The following is a 19,614-nucleotide window of genomic DNA, read 5'->3' on the forward strand; positions in this document are numbered from 1 at the left end:
GAAGGCCTGCTGACATGCTGACATTCACCTGCCCCTACTGCGGCGTTGCCGCCGAGGAGAGCGAACTCACCGGCGGTGGCGAGGCGCATCTGAAGCGCTTCGGCCCCGGCTCCTCGGACGCCGAGTTCGAGGATTACCTGTTCAACCGCAAGAACCCGAAGGGGGTGCATTTCGAGCGCTGGCGCCATGCCTATGGCTGCGGCAAGTGGTTCCTCGCCGCGCGCGACACCAACACGCTCGAGGTCTTCGGCACCTATCCGGCGCAGACGACCGAACCGCCGGCCGATCTGATCGCCGCCATCAAGAACAAGCGCCCGGGCTGGGAGGGCTGGAAATAATGAGCACCCGTCTTGCAAAAGGGGGGCGGCTTCTCGACCGCTCGAAGCCCCTCAACTTCACCTTCAACGGCACGCCGCTGCGCGGGTTTCAGGGCGACACGCTCGCCTCGGCGCTGCTCGGCTCGGGCAAGACCCTGCTCGGCCGGTCGTTCAAGTATCACCGCCCGCGCGGCCTTGTCGCCTCGGGCGTCGAGGAGCCGAACGTTCTGGTGAACCTCGGCCGCAATGCGCGGCTCGAACCCGACCAGCGCGCCACCACCACCGAGCTCTTCGAGGGCGCCGAGGCGTCGAGCCAGAACCACTGGCCCTCGCTCGACTTCGACATCGGCGAGATCAACGACAAGATCGGCAAGCTCTTTCCGGCGGGCTTCTACTACAAGACCTTCATGGCGCCGAAATGGGCGTGGAAGCACCTGTTCGAGCCGGTGATCCGGCAGGCCGCGGGCCTTGGCGCCGCGCCGAAGGAGGCCGACCCGGACCGCTACGAACAGACCTATGCCTTCTGCGACGTGCTGGTCGCGGGCGGTGGTGTCGCGGGGCTTGCCGCGGCGCTCGCCGAGGCGCAGGCCGGCAAGCGCGTGATGGTGATGGAGCAGACCGCCTTCTGGGGCGGGCGTGCGCCGGTCGACGGCGGCACCATCGACGGGCTGGCCCCCGAGGCATGGGTCAAGAACGCCATTGAAACGCTTGAAAAGATGGAGAATGTCCAGCTTTTCACCCGCACCATGGTGTCCGGGCTCTACAACCACGGCTATGTCCTCGGCTATCAGCGTGTCGCCGATCACACCCCGGCCGACGGCCGCCCGCGGCACCGGCTGTGGCGCATCCGCGCCGGGCTGGTCGTCACCGCGACCGGCGCGCTCGAGCGCCCGCTCGCCTTCGCCGGCAACGACGTGCCGGGCGTGATGCTGGCCTCGGCGGTGCGTGACTACGTGGTGAACTGGGCGGTGAGCCCGGGCGACCGCGTGGTGATCGTGACCAACAACGACGACGCCTACCGCACCGCGCTCGCCGTCCTTGACGCCGGGCTCAGCGTGCCGGTGGTGATCGACGCGCGCGACAGCGTCACCGGCGCGCTGCCGATGGCAGTGAAGGCGCGCGGCGTGCGCGTGCTCGAGGGCCGCGGCGTCGCCAGGGTGCTCGGCCGCAAGGCCGTCACCGGCGTCGAGATCTGCGCCCAGGCGGGCGAGGGCGGGGTGATCGAGACCGTCGCCTGCGACTGTGTCGCGATGTCGGGCGGCTGGTCGCCGGTGGTGCACCTGTTCTCGCATGTCGGCGGCAAGCTGATCTGGGACGAGGCGGGGGCGATGTTCCGCCCCGATGCCAGCCGTCCGCCGATCAAGGCCGATGGCACGGCGCTGGCGCGGGTGGTCGGCGCGGCGAATGGCGCGCTCAGCCTCGACGCGATCTGCGCCGAGGCGGGGCTGACCGGGACGGTCGAGCCCGAGGCGCCGCTCGCGCCGGTCTGGGTGATGCCCGCGGGCGCCAGGGAAGCGCTCAAGTTCAAGGCCTTCCTCGACTATCAGAACGATGTGAAGGTCTCGGACGTGCAGCTTGCCGCGCGCGAGGGCTATACCTCGGTCGAGCATACCAAGCGCTATACCACGCTCGGCATGGCCTCGGATCAGGGGAAGCTGTCGAACATCAACGGCCTTGCGATCCTCTCGGATGCGCTTGGTCAGGCGATCCCGCAGACCGGCACCACCACCTTCCGCCCGCCCTATACCCCGATCAGCTTCGGCGCGGTCGCGGCCGAGGCGCGCGGCGAGATCTTCCAGCCGCTGCGCCGCACCCCGATGCACGGCTGGCACGAGGCGCAGGGCGCGCATTGGGAACCCGTGGGCCTGTGGCGCCGGCCCTATTGCTACCCGCGCGCGGGCGAAACCCACCGCGATGCGGTGAACCGCGAGATCAGCAACACCCGCAGCAATGTCGGGCTGCTCGACGCCTCGACGCTGGGCAAGATCGTGGTCAAGGGGCCCGACGCCGGGCGTTTCCTCGACATGCTCTACACCGGCATGATGTCGACCCTGCCGGTCGGCAAGTGCCGCTACGGCATCATGTGCAACGAGAACGGCTTCCTGATGGACGACGGTGTCGTGGTGCGGCTGAGCGAGGACAGCTGGCTGTGCCACACCACCTCGGGCGGGGCCGAGCATATCCACGCCTGGATGGAAGACTGGCTGCAATGCGAGTGGTGGGACTGGAAGGTCTGGACCGCCAACCTGACCGAGCAATATGCGCAGGTCGCGGTGGTCGGTCCGAAGGCGCGCGCGGTGCTCGAAAAGCTCGGCGGCATGGATGTCTCGAAAGAGACGCTGCCCTTCATGAGCCTCGCCGAAGGCACGTTGGGCGGTTTCCCCGCTCGGGTGTTCCGGATCTCCTTCTCGGGCGAGCTCTCCTATGAAATCGCGGTCCCCGCGAACATGGGCCTCGCCTTCTGGCAGGCGCTGGTCGCCGCGGGCGCCGAGTTCGGCGCGATGCCCTACGGCACCGAGGCGCTGCATGTGATGCGCGCCGAGAAGGGCTTCATTATGATCGGCGACGAGACCGACGGCACGGTGATCCCGCAGGATCTCGGCCTCGGCTGGGCGATCTCGAAGAAGAAGGACGACTATCTGGGCAAGCGCGCGCAGGCGCGCGTCGAGATGGTGCGGCCGGATCGGTGGCGCCTCGTCGGGCTCGAGACGGTCGACGGCACGGTGCTGCCCGATGGCGTCTATGCCGTGGCGGACGGCCACAATGCGAACGGCCAGCGCAACACGCAAGGCCGCGTGACCTCGACCTACTGGTCGCCGACGCTGAACAAGGGCATCGCCATGGGGCTGGTCGTGAACGGGCCCGAACGGATGGGCGAGGTGCTCGACTTCCCCGGCGATGGTGGGGTGGTGCACAAGGCGAAGATCGTCGATCCGTGCTTCTACGACAAGGAAGGGGAGAAGGCCAATGTCTGAGGCAATGTCCGCGCTGAAGGGCGAGACCCACACGGGCTTCGCCACCGTGGCCGAGGCCGGGCTCACCGGCATGGTGACGATCCGGGCCGACCTTGCCGACCCGGCGCTTGCCGCGGCGCTCGCCCCGCTCGGCCTGACCGTGCCGGCGCTGCGCCAGGTGATGGCGGCCGGCGGCCGCTCGCTCGGCTGGATGAGCCCCGACGAGCTGCTGCTGGTCTGCGGCTATGACGAGGCGCCGGGGCTGGCGGCCACGCTCGCCACCGTGCTGGCCGAAAGCCACGCGCTGGTGGTGAACGTGTCGGACATGCGCGCACGCTTCACCGTCTCGGGGGCGAAGGCCGACGAGGTGGTGATGAAGCTCTGCCCGCTCGACCTTGCCACCCTGCCGGCGATGGAGATGCGCCGCACCCGCGCCGCCCAGGTGGCGGTGGCGCTGTGGCGCTCGGGCGCGGACGAGATCAGCCTCGTCTGTTTCCGCTCGGTCGCGACCTATGTGATGGGGCTGCTCGAGGTCTCCTCGCGTCGCGGCGGCGAGATCTTCTGACGACCGGGGGGGAGCGTCCCGGCGCTCCCTCCCGTCTGGCCTCTCTTCCGCTTCCAATTGCCGCAAATATCCCGGGGGGAGCGCGTCAGCGCGGGGGGCAGCGCCCCCCTGCACGCCGCGGCTCGTCCCCGCTTCGGCGCGTCGGCCCTGACGGCGCCGTTCCCCGCTGTCCGAAAATTCCCGTCCGCAGACATATTCGTATAGACGAATAAATTCCCCTGCGTCATCGTCCCCGCACACAACAGCGGGGACGGGACGGACGGATGGCGGGACAGCGCGGCATTTTCGCAAGGATGGTGATGGTGGCGGTTCCCGCGGCCCTCGGGGTGGCGGCGATCTTCTATGCCGGACGGCTGAAGACCCTGCCCGACCCCGTGGCGACGACCCGGCCACCGACGCTGGTCCGGGTCATCACGCTTGCCCCCACCGGTCTCGTACCGCGGATCAGCGGCTATGGCACGGTGGCGCCGGTGCGCGAATGGCGCGCCGTGGCGCGCGCCGAGGGTGAGATCACCGCCGTCGCGCAGCCGCTGGCGGCGGGCGACATCGTGGCGGCCGACACGCTCCTCTTCCGCATCGACGACACCGATCTGAAGCTCGACCTTGCCAATATCGAGGCGCAGGTCTCGGCCTCGCGGGTGAAGGACCAGACCGTCGAGACGAGCCTCGTGCTCGCGCGCAGGGATCTCGGGCTCGCGCAGCAGGATCTGACGCGGCAGGAGCGGCTGAATACCCAGGGCGTGGTGACCGCGGCCGCGCTCGAGACCTCGCGCCGGCAGGAGCTGGTGGCCGAGACCAGGGTCACCGATCTCGAGAATCAGCTGAAGCTGAACGCGGCCGAGCGCGACGTTCTGGCGACGCAGCGCGGCTCGCTCGAACGCGCGATCGCCTTCGCCGAGATCCGCGCGCCCTATGCCCTGCGGGTGACCGCGCTCGACGCCGATCTCGGCCAATATGTCAGCCGCGGTCAGGTGCTGCTCGCCGCCGAGGGCACCGAGGCGGTCGACATCTCGGCACAATTCCCGATCGGCCGGATCGGGCCCTTGCTGCGGCTTGCGGGCGAGGGGGCAACGGTCACCGGGCTTGGCGCGCGGGTGAAGCTGCCCGCGAGCGATCACGCGGTGGTCTGGAAGGCGACGGTCGAGCGGGTGGGCGACGCGATCGACGCCACCACCCAAAGCGCGCCGGTGGTGGTGCGCGTCACCGACCCGCAGGGGCAGAGCGTGGCGGGCGAGCGTCCGCCCTTGCGGCGCAACATGGTGGTCGAGGTCGAGCTTTTCGCGCCGAAACGCGCGGCCCTCGTGGTGCCGGCCGAGGCGGTGGCGGGCGGCACCGCGCTTGTGGTGTCGGACGCAGGCACGCTCGAGCCGCGCAAGGTCGAGACCGGCTTCGTCTCGGGCGACCTTGCGGTGGTGACGAAGGGGCTTGCGGCGGGCGACAGGCTGGTCGTCACCGATCCCGCGATCGCCGTGCCCGGCATGGCGGTGAAGCCGGTCGAGGACGAGACCCGCAAGGCCGAGATCGCCGCCGAGGCGCTCGGTCAGGCGCCCGGTGCGGCAAAGCCCGGCAGCGGCATGGGCGGCGGGTCCGGCGCCGGCATGGGCGGCGGCTCGGGCGGCGGCGGGGCCGGAAAGACCCCGGAGGCCGGCCAATGATCCGCCTCTTTGCCGGCCACCGCACCGCCGCCAACATCCTGATGCTGGCGATTGCCGGGCTCGGTCTGCTGGCGCTGCCGATGCTGCAGCGCGACACCTTCCCGGCGACGCCGCCCTCCGAGGTCTCGGTCCGCATCGCCTATCCGGGCGCGGCCCCCGCCGAGGTCGAAACCGGCATCTGCACCGTCGCCGATCCGCTGCTGATGAAGGTCGAGAACCTCGCCAAGCTGACCTGCCTGGCGCGCGAGAATGCCGCACAGATCACCGCCGAGATCCTCGAGGGCGCGGACATGACGCGCTTTTCGAACGACATCAAGGATGTGGTCGACGGCATCACCAGCTTCCCCGACAAGGCCGAAGACCCGGTGACGCAGATCGTCGAACGCACGGCCTCGGTCGCCTCGGTCGCGGTCACCGGGCCCGAGGACCCGGCCGTGCTCTACGCCTATGCGCAGGCGCTCGCCGACCGGCTGCGCGCCGATCCGGCGATCTCGCTGGTCGATGTCACGGGCTTTTCCGACCGCGAGGTGGCGGTCGAATTCGACCGCGCCGCGCTCGAACGCTTCGGGCTCGACATGGCGGGCGTGGCGACGGCACTCGCGCGCGACAGCTTCGACATGCCGGCCGGCACGCTCGAGGGCGCGGCGGGCGAGACCGCGATCCGCTTCCTTGGCGAAAAGCGCACGCCGGCCGAGCTTGCCCAGATCCCGCTGCGCAGCAGCGCCTCGGGCGGCACCGTGCGGCTGGGCGATGTCGCGACGATCCGGCCGGGCTTTGCCGATCCGTCGCAGGCGACCTGGTTCAACGGCCATCGCGCCGCCATCGTCGCGGTGTCGAAGACCGCCTCGCAGGACGCACTGAAGGTCAAGGCGGCGCTCGACCGGCAGATCGCGCGCGCCGCGGCCGAGGCGCCGGCGGGCATCACCCTTGCGATCTCGCAGGATTCGACCTCGAACATCATCGAGCGGCTGCGCATCATCGGGGTGAACGGGGTGCAGGGGCTGGTGCTCGTGCTGGTGGCGATGTGGCTCTTCTTCGGGCTCAGGATGTCGTTTTGGGTGGCGATGGGGCTGCCGGTCAGCTTCCTCGGCGCGATCTTCGCGATGCAGCTGCTCGGCTATACCGTCAACATGATGACGATGGTGGCGCTGCTGGTCGCGACCGGGCTCCTGATGGACGATGCCATCGTGATCTCGGAAAACATCGTGCGCCGGCGGCAGGCGGGCGAGGCGCCGCTCGAGGCCGCGGTGAACGGGGTGAAACAGGTCGGGCCGGGGGTCATCGCCTCGTTCCTGACCACCGCGATGGTGATCGGCCCGCTCAGCTTCCTCTCCGGCAATATCGGCGCGCTGCTGAAATACATCCCGATCGTGCTGCTGATCACGCTGAGCGTCAGCCTGATCGAGGCCTTCCTGATCCTGCCCGCCCACATGCGCCATTCGCTGGCGGGCGAGTGGCGCCCGGGCGCCGTCAGCCGCGCGGTGAACGCCGCCTTCGACCGGCTGCGCGACGGGGTGGTGGTGCCGCTCGCGGGGCTGGCGCTGCGTTTCCGCTATCTGACCCTTGGCCTCGCGATGCTGCTCGTGGCGCTCTCCGTCGCCCCCTTCACTGGCGGTTTCATCAAGTATCAGAGCTTCCCCACCCTCGAGAGCGACACCGTCGAGGCGCGGCTGCTGCTCGCTGAAGGCGCGCCACTTGCGCGCACCGAGGCGCGGGTGGCGAAGGTGGTGAAGGCGCTCGAGAAGCTGAACGCCGAGCTGAGCCCGGATCAGCCGGGCGGCCAGCCGCTGGTGCAAAGCTATACCGTCACCTACGGGGTGAATGCCGACAGCCCGTCGAGCGGGCCGAACATGGCGACGGTGAGCGCGGCGCTGCTGCCCGCGGGCACCCGCACCACGCCGGTCGGCGCGGTGCTTGATGGCTGGAAGAAGGGCGTCGGCCAGATGCCCGACATGGCGGCCTTCCGCATCACCGATAAGGAGCGCGGCGCCGGCGGCAAGCCCATCGACCTGCGCCTCGAGGGCGAGGATCTGGCCGAGCTTGCCACCACCGCGCGCGAGCTGCGCCGCTTCTTCCGCGGCTTCGACGGGGTGCGCGACGTCACCTTCGACCTGCAGCCGGGCAAGCCCGAACTGGTGGTGCGGATGAAACCGGCCGCGGCGGTGCTTCTCGGCGTCACCCCGCTCGCGCTTGCGACCGAGCTGCGCGCGGCCTTCCGCGGCGACAGCGCCGTCACCTTCGCCGATGGCCGCGGCCCGATCGACATCGTGGCCCGCCTTGCGGCCTCCGAGCGGCGCGACATCGGCGATGTGCTGGCGCTGCGCGTGCCGGGGGCGACCGGCGCGCTGGTGCCGCTTGCGGCGGTGGCCGAGGTGACCCAGACCCGCGGCTACAACACCATCACCCATGTGAACGGAATGCGCGCGGTCTCGGTGCAGGGCACGATCGACCCCACCATCGCCAATGCACGCGAGCTGATGGCGGCGATGCGGGCCGACTACCTGCCCGGGCTCGCCGAGAAGCGGCCGGGGGTGAAGGTCGCGGTGCTGGGCGAGGAGGAGGACACCGCGACCACCGGCGCCTCGCTTTTGCGCTTCGTGCTGGCGGGCGCGCTTGGCGTCTATCTGCTCCTCGCCTTCACCCTGTCGAGCTTCATCCGCCCGGTGGCGGTGATCGCCGCGGTGCCGCTGGGCCTGGTCGGGGTGATGTGGGGGCACATGGCGCTCGGGCTGCAGATCTCGCTGCCAAGCCTCGTCGGCCTCGCCACGCTCGCAGGCGTCGCGGTGAACGACACGATCCTGCTCGATGCCTTCATCGGCGCGCGCCGCGCCGCCGGCATGGCGATGCTCGAGGCCGGGCGCGAGGCGGTGCGCGACCGCTTCCGCGCGATCTTCCTGACCTCGCTCACCACCGTCGTCGGGCTCGGCCCGCTGCTCTTCGAGCAAAGCACCCAGGCCCAGTTCCTGCGCCCGATCGTGGCGAGCCTTGCCTTCGGTCTGACCTCGGCGACGCTGCTGTCGCTGTTCGTGACCCCGGCGATTCTCGCCATTCTCGAGGATCTCGGCCTCTCGGTCGCCGACCGGGCCGGGCCCGGGGAGGCCCCGCGATCCGCCGCGGCGGGCTGAGCGCCATGAGGGCAGGGGGCGCGACACCGTCCGGTGCCCGCCCCCTGCCGTCTTCCAATCGCGGCAAATATCCCGGGGGGGAATTTCCCGCAGGGAAAGGGGGGGCAGCGCCCCCCTTCCTGGCCATCGCCTGCGCCGCACCCGATCTGTGCGGATGCGCCCTTGACCTTGCGGCTTCGCGCCCTTCAATTAGGGCCAATCGAACGCAACCGAGGACGAGACACATGGCTTTCGAACTTCCTGCCCTTCCCTATGCCCACGACGCTCTGGCCGATCTGGGCATGTCGAAGGAAACCCTCGAATATCACCACGACCTGCACCACAAGGCCTATGTCGACAACGGCAACAAGGCGATCGCGGGCACCGAGTGGGAAGGCAAGTCGGTCGAAGAGATCGTCAAGGGCACCTACCAGGCCGGCGCCGTGGCGCAGAACGGCATCTTCAACAACGCCTCGCAGCACTGGAACCACACTCAGTTCTGGGAAATGATGGGCCCGGGCGGCAAGGCGATGCCGGGCGAGCTGGAAAAGGCGCTGGTCGAATCCTTCGGCTCGGTCGCCAAGTTCAAGGAAGACTTCGCCGCCGCCGGCGCCGCGCAGTTCGGCTCGGGCTGGGCATGGCTCGTCAAGGACAAGGACGGCGCGCTCAAGGTCACCAAGACCGAGAACGGCGTGAACCCGCTGTGCTTCGGCCAGACCGCGCTGCTTGGCTGTGACGTGTGGGAACATTCCTACTACATCGACTTCCGCAACAAGCGCCCGGCCTACCTGACAAACTTCCTCGAGAAGCTGGTGAACTGGGAAAACGTCGCCTCGCGCCTGTAATCACGGCGATCATCGCGACAGACAGGCCCGCCGGAGCGATCCGGCGGGCCTTTGCATGCCCCGGGGGACGGCTGCGGCGCTTTGTCCGGGGCACTGGACATTGGCGGTGAGCAGGCCCATCTTTGCCGGGCAGGGGGATAAGGACAGGAGGATATCATGCTGCTTTCCAAGGGAATGCGGGTTCTGGTCTCGGACGAGACGCGGGCCCTTCTTCTGGAGAATGCCGGTGACACGAAAACGCCGGAGCTGCGGCTTGTGGCGGAATGCCGGGCGGCCCCGGAGGTGGAGTTCGCCGACAAGCCCGGCCGCGAGGGCGACCGGGCGACCGGGCATGGAACCGCCTTCGAGCAGGGCGATCCCGAACGGGTCGGGCAGGAACGCTTCGCACGCGATCTCGTGGCGTTTCTCGGCACCCATGCCGGCGCGGCGCGACTCGTCCTGGTGGCGCCGCCGCGGATGCTGGCTGCGCTGCGCGCCGTGTTGCCCGAGGCGCTTGCCGCCGGCGTCGTGGCGGAACTCGACAAGACCCTGACCGGCCAGCCGCTGCCCGAGGTGGCGCAGGTGCTGGCCGCGGCGCTCGATCCGGTCTGACAGAGCGCGCACGACCGGCGCCGGACCGGATCCCGGGGTCCCATCCGGGATCACGGGCCGGTGAAGCGGCGCCGGACCGGCCGGTCTTCCCTTTCCTTGCCGTTTCGTGCAGTGCTGGCGCGTAACGGCAGGGGATGGACATGCGCGAGACGGTCAAGGGGTTCTGGGCACTGATCTCGGTCTGTCTGATCTGGGGCCTGTCGGGCATCTATTACAAGCTGCTGGCCTCGGTGCCGCCGCTTGAGGTGCTCGCGCATCGCACGGTGTGGTCGGTGGTGTTCTTCGCCGTGGTTCTGGCCTTTCAGGGCCAGCTCGGGGCGCTGGTCACCGCGCTGCGCAATCCGCGCCAGGCCGCGGCGCTGGCGCTGGCGGCGGTGCTGATCTCGATTAACTGGTTCGGGTTCATCTGGGCGGTGCAGAATGGCCGCGCGATGGAGGCGAGCCTTGGCTATTACATCTTCCCGCTGGTCGCGGTGGCGCTTGGCATGATCTTCCTGCGCGAGCGGATGGGCCGGCTGCAGACGCTTGCGGTGCTGATTGTCACCTGTGTGGTGCTGTGGCTGACCTGGTCGCTGGGCAAGGCGCCCTGGATCGCGCTGACCCTCGCCGCCACCTTCGGGCTCTACGGGCTGATCAAGAAGGGCATCGACCTGCCGCCGGCGGTTTCGGTCTGTGCCGAGGTGGTGCTGCTGGCCCCCTTCGCGCTGGCGCTGCTGATCGCCGAGCATTTCGGCTGGGGCTTTGCGCCGCATTCGGGCAGCTTCGGCGGCGACTGGACGATGAGCGCGCTGCTCGTGTTCTCGGGCGTGATGACCGGCGGGCCGCTGATGCTGTTCTCCTATGCCGCGCGGCGGGTGCGGCTGGCGACGGTGGGGGTGATGCTCTACCTCAATCCGACGCTGCAATTCCTGGTGGCCGTCGTCGCCTTCGGCGAGCCGCTGACCCACGCCTATCTCGTCGCCTTCCCGCTGATCTGGGGGGCGCTCGCGCTTTACTCCTTCGCCAGCCTGCGCGGTGCGGCGCAGGCCGGCTGAGCCCGGCCTCAGCCGAAGGCGGTGACGAGCGCCGCCTCGAGCGCGGCGACATCGGGCACCGTCACCACGAAGTCGCGCAGGCTCGGCGCGGCAAAGCCTTCGGCGACGATGTTCTCGATCAGCGCGACGAGCGGCTGCCAGTAGCCCTCGGTGTCGAGCAGGAAGATCGGTTTCGTGTGCAGCCCGATCTGGCGCCAGGTCAGCACCTCGAAGAACTCGTCAAGCGAGCCGGCGCCGCCCGGCAGCACGACGATCGCGTCCGAATTCATGTACATCACCTTCTTGCGCTCGTGCATCGTCTCGGTGACGACGAAGGCGGTCAGGTCGCGCTTGCCCACCTCGAGCGGGAAGAGATGGGCGGGAATCACCCCGAAGGTGGCGCCGCCGGCGGCCTGCGCGGTGCGCGCGACCTCGCCCATCAGCCCGACATCGCCCGCGCCATAGACGAGGCGCCAGTTGCGCGCGGCGAGCAGCGCGCCGGTGGCGCGCGCCGCCTCGGCATAGGCGGGACGGGCGCCGGGGCGGGCGCCGCAGAAGACGCAGACGGAATGGACGGGAGGCTGGGACATGGCGGATCCTTCGGATGGGCCCGTGCGGGCAGCGGAGGCCATCCGGCCGGCGGTTCGGGCGCGCGGGGAGTTGCTTTGTGCCGTGATACCGGCTCAAGTGGGCGGGCTCAAGCCGTGGCGCAGACCGCGGGCGAAAGAGGGAAAAGGACGACGGCGATGACGGAAGGTGCGGAGGGCAACGGCAAGCGCGCGGGGGCGGGCGGGGTTGCCGCGGGGGCGGCGGTCGCGGCCGCGATCGTGGCGGTTCTGGTGGGATGGTGGGCGGTGAACGGGCCGGTGCCCGGGGCCGCCCCCGAAAGCGCGGAACCGGCGGCGCCGAAGGTGGCCGAGCCCGCCACACCCGCCCAGGGCGAGGCCGCGCCCGCCGCGACCACGGCGATGTCGGGCGAGACGACGGGGGCTGCCCCGGCACCTGCGACGGCCGCGCCCGCCGTGCCTGCCGAAGGCGCGCGCTTCGACGTGCTGCGGGTGACGCCCGAGGGCGGGCTGACGCTCGCCGGCAAGGCCGCGCCCGGGGCGACGGTCGAGGTGCTGCTCGACGGTGCGCCGCTTGACACCGTGCATGCCGATGCGAATGGCGATTTCGTGCTTCTGGCCACCACGGTCGCGCCCTCGGCCTCGGCGCGGGTGCTGAGCGTGAAGGTCACCGGCGCTGATGGCGTCACCCGCGATCTGGCCGAGACCCTGACCGTGGCGCCGAGCCCGGTCGCGCTGGCTCAGGCGGCGACGGCGGCGGGGGCGGCGCCCGCGGTGGTGGCCGAGCAGGTCGCCGCGGCCGAGACGCTGGCGGCAAAACCGCTCGTCACCGACGGCGCCGGGGCCGAGGTTCTGGCCGGCGCTTCCGACGTGCTGGTGATCGACACGCTCGCCTTCGGTGCCGACGGCGCGATCGAGATCAGCGGTCGCGGGGCGCCGGCGGGCGTGGTGCTGCGCGCCTATGTCGACAGCGCCGAGGCGGGGCTTGTGCAGGCAGGCAACGAGGGCGCCTGGCGGATGCAGCTGCCGAAGACGGCGCCCGGCCGGCACGAGCTGCGCATCGACGCGATCGACGCTGCCGGCAAGGTGGTGGCGCGGGCCGCGACCGGGTTCGACGCCGCGGCGCCCGAGACCCTTGCCGCAGCGGCCGGGGCGGCCTCGGCGAAAGCGGTAGGGGCGGGGGGCGCCGGTGCTGCCGCCCCGCGCGTCGTCACCATCGCGCCCGGCAATACGCTCTGGGCGATCGCGCGCGACACCTATGGCGATCCCTATCTCTATGTGAAGCTGTTCGAGGCGAACCGCGACCAGATCCGCGATCCCGACCTGATCTATCCGGGCCAGGTCTTCACCCTGCCGGAGTGAGGCAAAAGGGGCTGGACACCGGCGCGGCGCGGCTTAGGTAGGGGCCGGACACCAGCGGGCAGGGATGCCCCGCCCGTCCTTTCCGATGACCAGAACCGACAGAAGGCGCCGCCGCCGCGCCAGCGAGGATTCCATGCCGCCCTCCCAGATCACCCAATCCGGCAAGCTCAGCGCCGAGGACCGGGCGCGCAACATGCGCACACTGCGCTCGGTGCTGCCCTATCTGTGGCCGGCAGATCACCCCTGGGTGAAGCAGCGCGTGCTGATCGCGATGGTGCTTCTCGTCGTGGCCAAGGTGATCTCGGTCGCGACGCCGCTCGTCTACAAGGCCTCGGTCGACAGTCTGGCCGGCACGGCACGTGACGAGGGGCTGCTGCTGCCCCTGGGCGCGGTGGCGCTGACGGTGATCTACGGGCTGGCGCGGCTTGGCTCGGTGGGCTTTGGCGAGCTGCGCGATGCGGTCTTCGTGCGGGTGGCGCAGCGCGCGCTGCGCGCGCTCGCGCTCGAGACCTTCCGCCACATCCACGCGCTTTCGATGCGCTACCACATCACCCGCAAGACCGGCGGGCTGAGCCGGATCATCGAGCGCGGCGTGAAGGGCGTCGAGTTCCTGCTGCGCTTCATGCTGTTCTCGGTCGGGCCGCTGATCCTCGAGCTGACCCTTGTCACCATCCTCTTCGCGGTGCTTTTCGACTGGCGCTATGCCGCGGTGGTGGTGGTCACGATCTGGGCCTATGTCACCTTCACCTTCAAGGTGACCGAATGGCGCGTGGCGATCCGGCGCAAGATGAACGATGCCGACACCGCGGCGAACCAGAAGGCGATCGACAGCCTGCTGAACTTCGAGACGGTGAAGTATTTCGGCGCCGAGACCCGCGAGGCCGAGCGTTACGACGCCTCGATGGCGGGCTATGAGAAGGCCGCGGTGAAGACCGGGCAGAGCCTTGCCTTCCTGAACTTCGGCCAGACGCTGATCATCACCGCGGGGCTTGTCGCGGTGATGGTGATGGCGGCGCTCGAGGTGAAGTCGGGCAAGCTCACGGTGGGCGATTTCGTCATGGTGCAGGCCTACATGATCCAGATCACCATGCCGCTCGGCTTCCTCGGCACGGTCTATCGCGAGATCCGTCAGGCACTTGTCGACATGGGCGAGATGTTCGACCTGCTGCACCAGCCCGCCGAGATCGAGGACAAGCCCGGCGCGCCGGCGCTGAAGGTCACCGGCGGCGAGGTCTGTTTCGACGCGGTGAAATTCGCCTATCACCCGGACCGGCCGATCCTGAAGGGGATCTCGCTGACCGTGGCGGCGGGGCAGCGCGTGGCGCTGGTCGGCCCCTCGGGCTCGGGCAAGTCGACGATCGGGCGGCTTCTCTTCCGCTTCTACGACGTCACCGGCGGCGCGATCCGGATCGACGGGCAGGATCTTCGCGACGTCACCCAGCAAAGCCTGCACGACGCGATCGGCGTGGTGCCGCAGGATACCGTGCTGTTCAACGACACGATCCGCTACAACATCGCCTATGGCCGCGCCGGCGCCACCGAGGCCGAGATCGTCGCTGCCGCCCGTGCCGCGAAGATCCATGACTTCGTGATGAGCCTGCCCGAGGGCTACGAGACGGCGGTGGGCGAGCGCGGGCTGAAGCTCTCGGGTGGTGAGAAACAGCGCGTCGGCATCGCCCGGACGCTGCTGAAGAACCCGCCGATCCTGCTGCTCGACGAGGCGACCTCGGCGCTCGACACCCAGACCGAGCGCGACATCCAGGACAGCCTGAACGCGATGGGCGAGGGCCGCACCGTCATCACCATCGCGCACCGGCTCTCGACCATTGCCGATGCCGACCGGATCGTGGTGCTCGAGAAGGGCAAGATCGTCGAGGAAGGCACGCACGAGGCGCTTCTTGCCCATGGCGGGCGCTATGCCGCGATGTGGGCGCGTCAGTCGTCCGAGGACGGCGAAACGGAGGCGAGCGCGGCCTGATCGGGCGCGCCGCATCACATCCCGGCGCGCCCCTGCCGGCCGGCCCGGGCCGGCCTTGGCAAGTGGGCGCGCTTGCGTATAAGAAGGCGCGACAGATCAAGGAGTCCGCCCGTGGATCAGACCGACAGCTTTATCGAGGAAGTCACCGAGGAAGTGCGTCGCGACCGGCTGTTTGCGGCTTTCCGCAAGTATGGCTGGATCGGTGCGGTGGCGATCGTGGCGATCGTCGGCGGCTCGGCCTTCACCGAGTGGCGCAGCATCCGGGCGCGTGACGCGGCGCAGGCTTTCGGGGATTCGCTTCTGGGCGCGGTGCAGGCCGATGACCCGGGCGCGGCGCTTTCCGAGATTCAGGCCGATGGTCCGCGCGTCGGCGTGGCAAAGCTGATGTCGGCGGCGCAGGCGGTGCAGGACGGGCGCGCCGATGCGGCGCTGGCCGATCTGAACGCGGTTGCGGCCGATGCCACCTTGCCCGCCAGCCTGCGCGATCTGGCGCGGCTGAAGGCGGTGCTGATCGCCGGCGACACGATGACGGCCGAGGCGCGCCGGACCGAGCTCGAGGCGCTGGCCCAGCCCGGGGCGCCCTATCGGCTGATGGCGCTCGAACAGCTTGCGGTGCTCGCGCTCGAGACCGGCGATACGGCTGCGGCGATCGCCAAGGCGCGCGAAGTGCTCTCCGATTCCGCGGTCACGCCGGGCTTGCAACAGCGCGCGACTGAGTTGATTGTGGCCCTGGGCGGTGACCCGGCGGCCGAGACGGCGGCGCAATAGGCGGGTCCGTTTGCGCAGGACCGGCACGGGTAACGAAGGCAGGGGGACGAAAGCGGTGAAGCTGATCCGGGGAATCGCTGTGCTGGGCATGGCCGCGACGGTGCTTGCGGGCTGCGAGAAGGAAGTCATCCTGCCGGGCGAACGGCTCGATCCTCGCGCCGTGGTCGGCGAGGGCTCGGTTCCGGGCAGCGCGATCGCCACGCCCGAGGCGCCGCGCGCGCTCTCGCTGCCGCGGGCGCAGGCGAATGCCGACTGGCCGCAGCGGGCGGGCGGGGCAGGGCATCTGCTGACCAACCCGGCGATCGGTGCCGGCACCACGCAGGTCTGGTCCGCGCCGATCGGCACGGGCGAAAGCCGCCGCTACCGGCTGGTGGCCGAGCCGGTGGTGGCCGCGGGCCGCGTCTTCACCCTCGACAGCCGCGGCCATGTGACCGCGACGGCGACGAACGGGGCCCGGCAATGGCAGACCGACGTCACCCCGCCGGGCGACCGTGCCGACGATGCCAGCGGCGCCGGGCTCGCCTATGACGGCGGCAAAATCTTCGTCACCTCGGGCTATGCCGAGCTTGCCGCGCTTGATGCGGCGACCGGCAAGGTGCTGTGGCGGCAGGGCTTCGACGCCGGCATCGGCGGCGCGCCGACGGTCTCGGCCGGCATGGTCTATGTCGTGGTGCGCGACGGTTCGGCCTGGGCGGTGCGCGCGGCCGACGGCAAGGTGATGTGGCAGCTCGGCAGCACGCCCGCCGGCGCGGGCATGGGCGGCGTCGCGGCGCCGGTCGTCAACGACCGGATGGTGGTCTTCCCGTTCTCGACGGGGGAACTCATCGCGGCACTGAAGACGCGCGGCATGACGCTGTGGTCGGCGCAGGTGGCGGGTGCGCGGCTTGGCCGCGGCTATGCCTCGGTCTCCGACCTGACCGGCGAGCCGGTGATCTCGGGCAACACGCTTTATGCCGGCTCCTCGGCGGGCAAGCTTGCGGCTTTCGATCTGAACACCGGCGAGCGGCTCTGGACCGCGACCGAGGGTCCGAATTCGCCGGTGCAGGTGGCGGGCGGCTCGCTCTTCATCGTCAATGACCAGGCGCAGATCGAGCGGCTCGATGCCGCGACCGGCGACGTCATCTGGTCGAAGGATCTGCCCTATTTCGTCAAGGACAAGGTCAAGAAGCAGAACGAGATCTGGGTGCATTACGGCCCGGTGCTGGCGGGCGGCAAGCTGTTCGTCGCCTCCTCGGACGGGCTGCTGCGGGTCTTCGACCCGGCAAGCGGTGCCCTGATCGGCCAGACCGAGATCCCCGGCGGCGCCTCGACCGACCCGGTGGTCGCCGGCGGCACGCTCTATGTCGTCAGCCGTGACGGGGTTCTGCACGCCTACCGTTGAGCCCGGGGCAAAACCCGTGTAAAGCGGCGACTTCGGTCGCACCAAGGAGCGGAACATGAGCTTTACCCTGGCCATCGTGGGCCGCCCCAACGTGGGCAAGTCGACGCTGTTCAACCGTCTGGTGGGCCGGCGTCTCGCGCTCGTCGACGACCAGCCCGGCGTCACCCGCGACCTGCGCGAAGGCGATGCACGCCTTGGCGACCTGCGCTTCATCGTCATCGACTCGGCCGGGCTCGAGCTTGCCGAGGACGACAGCCTGCAGGGCCGGATGCGGCGGCTGACCGAGCGCGCGGTCGAGGAGGCGGACGTCTGCCTGTTCCTGATCGACGCGCGCGCCGGCGTGACCCCGGCCGACGAGATCTTCGCCGATATCCTGCGCCGCAAGAACGCCCATGTCATCGTCGCCGCGAACAAGGCCGAGGGCTCGGCGGGCGATGCCGGCGCGATCGAGGCCTGGAGCCTCGGCCTTGGCGAGCCGATCCGGATCTCGGCCGAGCATGGCGAGGGGCTCGACGATCTCTATACCGCGCTGCGCCCGCTCGCCGACGAATTCACCGAAAAGCACGCCGCCGACGCCCCCGAGGTCGATGTCGATCTCGAGGAGGGCTCGGAGGAAGAGGGCACCTTCCGCATGCCGACGGCGGCAAAGCCGCTGCAGCTTGCGGTGATCGGCCGCCCGAATGCCGGCAAGTCGACGCTGATCAACAAGATCCTCGGCGAGGACCGGCTGCTGACCGGGCCCGAGGCGGGCATCACCCGCGATGCGATCTCGGTCACCACCGAGTTCATGGGCACGCCGATGCGGATCTGGGACACCGCCGGCATGCGCAAGAAGGGCAAGATCAACGACAAGCTCGAGAAGCTGTCGGTCGCCGATGGGCTGCGTGCGGTGCGCTTCGCCGAGGTGGTCGTGGTGCTGATCGACGTCAACATCCCGTTCGAGACCCAGGACCTGCGCATCGCCGATCTGGCCGAGACCGAGGGCCGCGCTGTCATCGTCGCCGCGAACAAGTGGGATCTCGAGGAGGACAAGCCCGAGAAGCTCAAGGAGCTGCGCGAGAATTTCGAGAAGTCCCTGCCGCAGCTGCGCGGTGCGCCGCTCGTCACCGTCTCGGCGAAGACCGGCAAGGGGCTCGACCGGCTGCACAATGCGATCATCCGCGCCTATGAGATCTGGAACCGCCGCGTCTCGACCGCGAAGCTGAACATGTGGCTGCAGGCGATGACCGAGGCGCACCCGCCGCCGGCACCGGGCGGGCGCCGGATCAAGCTGCGCTACATGACCCAGGCAAAGACCCGGCCGCCGGGCTTCGTCATCATGGCGACCCATACCGACAAGATCCCGGAAAGCTATGGCCGCTACCTGGTGAATGGGCTGCGCGCCGATTTCGACATGCCGGGCACGCCGATCCGCATCTTCTTCCGCGATCAGGGCTCGAAGAACCCCTACAAGGATCGCAAGAAGTCGATCCCGTCGCGGCTGACGAAACACGTCGAGGCGCGCAAGGCGGCCGAGCGCAAGGGCAAGGGTGCCTCGGGCGGCGTCGCACCCTCGGGCACGATGCGGCCCGACAAGCCCAAACCCAAGGGCCAGCGCCCGCCGAAGAAATGAGAAACCCCCGTCGTCGCAAGACGGCGGGGTTTTCCGTTCTGGCGGCCCGGCCGGGGCGCAGGGGGAGGTCGTGTGAGTATTTTTGCCAAGAAAAAACCAGGGGGGCGGAGCGGGGGGCTTTGGCTTTTTCTTGGTATCAATACTCCCGCCGGAGGCGTCGGCGCTCTCACCCCGCGCGGCGCATCCAGCCTGTCGCGCCAAGGGCAAGGATGGCAACGGCCGCGCCGGCGACCAGCGCGGGGTTTGCGGTGTTCGCCGCGATGATGCCGATCAGCGCCCAGATCAGCCCCGCCGGATAGGCCGCGCCCGGGGTGAGGCGCGCGGTGACGGCAAGTCCCACGGCCACCGCCGCCGCAAGCACGACCCAGCTTGCGACGCCCAGCGGCAGCAGCCCGTAGCCCACCAGCACCGTGCCGGTGGCAACCATGGTCGCGGCGGTGAGCCAGCCCGCGTAAAGCCCGATCGGCGCCGCGCGCAGGGCGAATTCCCCGCCCTTCGGCACGCGGGCAAGGGCGACGAGGGCGAGCCCCGCCATCAGCCAGATCTGCACCGTGGCAAACACCGGGGCCTGCATCGCCACCGCAAGCCAGCTGGCGCCAAGTGCCATCGACAGCATCAGCGGCCAGCGCGGCGCGTCCCAGGCCCGGTCCTCGGCCCGGCGCAAAAGGCCAAAGCCTGCCTGCGCGATCAGCGCGAGGAAGATCAGGCCCCAGATCGAGAACGCCCAGGGCGCGGGCTGGAACGGCGGGTTCATCACCGGCACCGGGAAGGCGGCCGGATCATAGCCGCGGAAATTGCGCGCGCTGTAGGAGGCGGCGGCAAAGGCCAGCGCGGCGGTGAAGGTCAGGATCGCTTTCAGGCGCTGCATCATATCCCCCGGGAGTTTCAGCCAAAACGCAAAGG

General features: G+C 69.8%; 15 protein-coding genes. 13 read left to right on the forward strand and 2 right to left on the reverse strand.

What is annotated here, in order from left to right; all coding sequences use genetic code 11:
* Positions 1-14: 14 nt before the first annotated feature.
* The 8 genes from EOW66_RS04285 (at position 15) to rarD (ending at position 11,065) form a co-directional block, all read left to right on the forward strand.
* Positions 15-338: a sarcosine oxidase subunit delta gene (locus EOW66_RS04285; RefSeq protein WP_128155103.1), complete on the forward strand. Its 324-nt coding sequence runs from the start codon at positions 15-17 to the stop codon at positions 336-338.
* Positions 338-3,292 (forward strand): sarcosine oxidase subunit alpha family protein, encoded by a 2,955-nt coding sequence (locus tag EOW66_RS04290; RefSeq protein ID WP_128155104.1) that lies wholly within the window; start codon positions 338-340, stop codon positions 3,290-3,292. The genes EOW66_RS04285 and EOW66_RS04290 overlap by 1 nt, the downstream gene beginning before the upstream one ends.
* Positions 3,285-3,836 carry a sarcosine oxidase subunit gamma gene (locus EOW66_RS04295; protein ID WP_128155106.1) on the forward strand — a complete coding sequence of 184 codons (552 nt, stop codon included), beginning with the start codon at positions 3,285-3,287 and terminating at the stop codon, positions 3,834-3,836. The genes EOW66_RS04290 and EOW66_RS04295 overlap by 8 nt, the downstream gene beginning before the upstream one ends.
* Positions 3,837-4,099: 263 nt before the next feature.
* The gene (locus EOW66_RS04300; protein ID WP_128155108.1) at positions 4,100-5,491 is read left to right on the forward strand and encodes an efflux RND transporter periplasmic adaptor subunit; all 1,392 of its coding nucleotides are present in this window, start codon (positions 4,100-4,102) and stop codon (positions 5,489-5,491) included.
* On the forward strand, positions 5,488-8,616 hold the full coding sequence (locus EOW66_RS04305; protein WP_128155110.1) for an efflux RND transporter permease subunit: 3,129 nt from the start codon (positions 5,488-5,490) through the stop codon (positions 8,614-8,616). The genes EOW66_RS04300 and EOW66_RS04305 overlap by 4 nt, the downstream gene beginning before the upstream one ends.
* 224 nt (positions 8,617-8,840) lie before the next feature.
* On the forward strand, positions 8,841-9,440 hold the full coding sequence (locus tag EOW66_RS04310; RefSeq protein WP_128155112.1) for a superoxide dismutase: 600 nt from the start codon (positions 8,841-8,843) through the stop codon (positions 9,438-9,440).
* Between the two features lie 156 nt (positions 9,441-9,596).
* Positions 9,597-10,031, forward strand: coding sequence for a baeRF12 domain-containing protein (locus tag EOW66_RS04315; RefSeq protein ID WP_128155114.1), 435 nt, complete (start codon positions 9,597-9,599; stop codon positions 10,029-10,031).
* A gap of 140 nt (positions 10,032-10,171) precedes the next feature.
* Positions 10,172-11,065, forward strand: coding sequence for an EamA family transporter RarD (gene rarD, locus EOW66_RS04320; RefSeq protein ID WP_128155116.1), 894 nt, complete (start codon positions 10,172-10,174; stop codon positions 11,063-11,065).
* An 8-nt stretch (positions 11,066-11,073) separates the two neighbouring features.
* On the opposite strand, the gene EOW66_RS04325 is transcribed toward rarD, so the two are convergent.
* Positions 11,074-11,634, reverse strand: coding sequence for an LOG family protein (locus EOW66_RS04325; protein ID WP_128155118.1), 561 nt, complete (start codon positions 11,632-11,634; stop codon positions 11,074-11,076).
* A 156-nt stretch (positions 11,635-11,790) separates the two neighbouring features.
* Here EOW66_RS04325 and EOW66_RS04330 point away from each other — a divergent pair, with 156 nt between their 5' ends.
* The 5 genes from EOW66_RS04330 (at position 11,791) to der (ending at position 18,711) form a co-directional block, all read left to right on the forward strand.
* Positions 11,791-12,972, forward strand: coding sequence for a LysM peptidoglycan-binding domain-containing protein (locus EOW66_RS04330; RefSeq protein WP_128155119.1), 1,182 nt, complete (start codon positions 11,791-11,793; stop codon positions 12,970-12,972).
* Positions 12,973-13,165: 193 nt separating this feature from the next.
* Positions 13,166-14,950, forward strand: coding sequence for an ABCB family ABC transporter ATP-binding protein/permease (locus EOW66_RS04335; protein WP_239017509.1), 1,785 nt, complete (start codon positions 13,166-13,168; stop codon positions 14,948-14,950).
* Between the two features lie 111 nt (positions 14,951-15,061).
* Complete coding sequence (locus EOW66_RS04340; protein ID WP_128155121.1) at positions 15,062-15,718, forward strand: tetratricopeptide repeat protein; 657 nt, start codon at positions 15,062-15,064, stop codon at positions 15,716-15,718.
* 88 nt (positions 15,719-15,806) lie between these two features.
* Positions 15,807-17,099, forward strand: a complete 1,293-nt coding sequence (locus tag EOW66_RS04345) for an outer membrane protein assembly factor BamB family protein (RefSeq protein ID WP_128155449.1) — start codon at positions 15,807-15,809, stop codon at positions 17,097-17,099.
* Positions 17,100-17,154: 55 nt separating this feature from the next.
* Positions 17,155-18,711 carry a ribosome biogenesis GTPase Der gene (der, locus tag EOW66_RS04350; RefSeq protein WP_128155123.1) on the forward strand — a complete coding sequence of 519 codons (1,557 nt, stop codon included), beginning with the start codon at positions 17,155-17,157 and terminating at the stop codon, positions 18,709-18,711.
* Positions 18,712-18,877: 166 nt separating this feature from the next.
* Here der and EOW66_RS04355 read toward each other — a convergent pair whose 3' ends face one another.
* Positions 18,878-19,579: a tryptophan-rich sensory protein gene (locus EOW66_RS04355; protein WP_128155124.1), complete on the reverse strand. Its 702-nt coding sequence runs from the start codon at positions 19,577-19,579 to the stop codon at positions 18,878-18,880.
* Between the last annotated feature and the right edge of the window lie 35 nt (positions 19,580-19,614).

Source organism: Paenirhodobacter huangdaonensis, assembly GCF_004022465.1.
Taxonomy (GTDB): domain Bacteria; phylum Pseudomonadota; class Alphaproteobacteria; order Rhodobacterales; family Rhodobacteraceae; genus Rhodobacter; species Rhodobacter huangdaonensis.